Source organism: Shewanella electrica, from assembly GCF_022321485.1.
GTDB lineage: Bacteria > Pseudomonadota > Gammaproteobacteria > Enterobacterales > Shewanellaceae > Shewanella > Shewanella electrica.
Map to the genome: position 1 here is coordinate 1 of NZ_JAKOGG010000708.1, position 240 is coordinate 240.

Sequence of the window (240 nt, forward strand, 5' to 3'; positions counted from 1 at the left end):
TTTATGTTGATGTCTGTCGTTGCTCTCCTAAATATCCCACCAATTATGTTTGCCACTCTCAAGGTCTCATTCACAACACATTGAGTAAATGCCATTGACTTGTAATCCGTCCATTCCAGTGGTGCCCCTGGGTGACTCTTTGCTCTGATTTGGTCATGCTCTTCCTTGAGCTGTGCCAAGGCCAGAGGAGTCTCAGTGAGGAACTTGATCGCAAGAGTCATTATGGTAGAGGTGGTTTCG

1 protein-coding gene is annotated in these 240 nt (G+C 46.2%); it reads right to left on the reverse strand.

Annotated elements, in window-relative coordinates:
* A partial coding sequence (locus L9G74_RS24605; protein WP_500142685.1) for a cytochrome P450 occupies nucleotides 1-240 on the reverse strand: 240 nt, incomplete at both ends.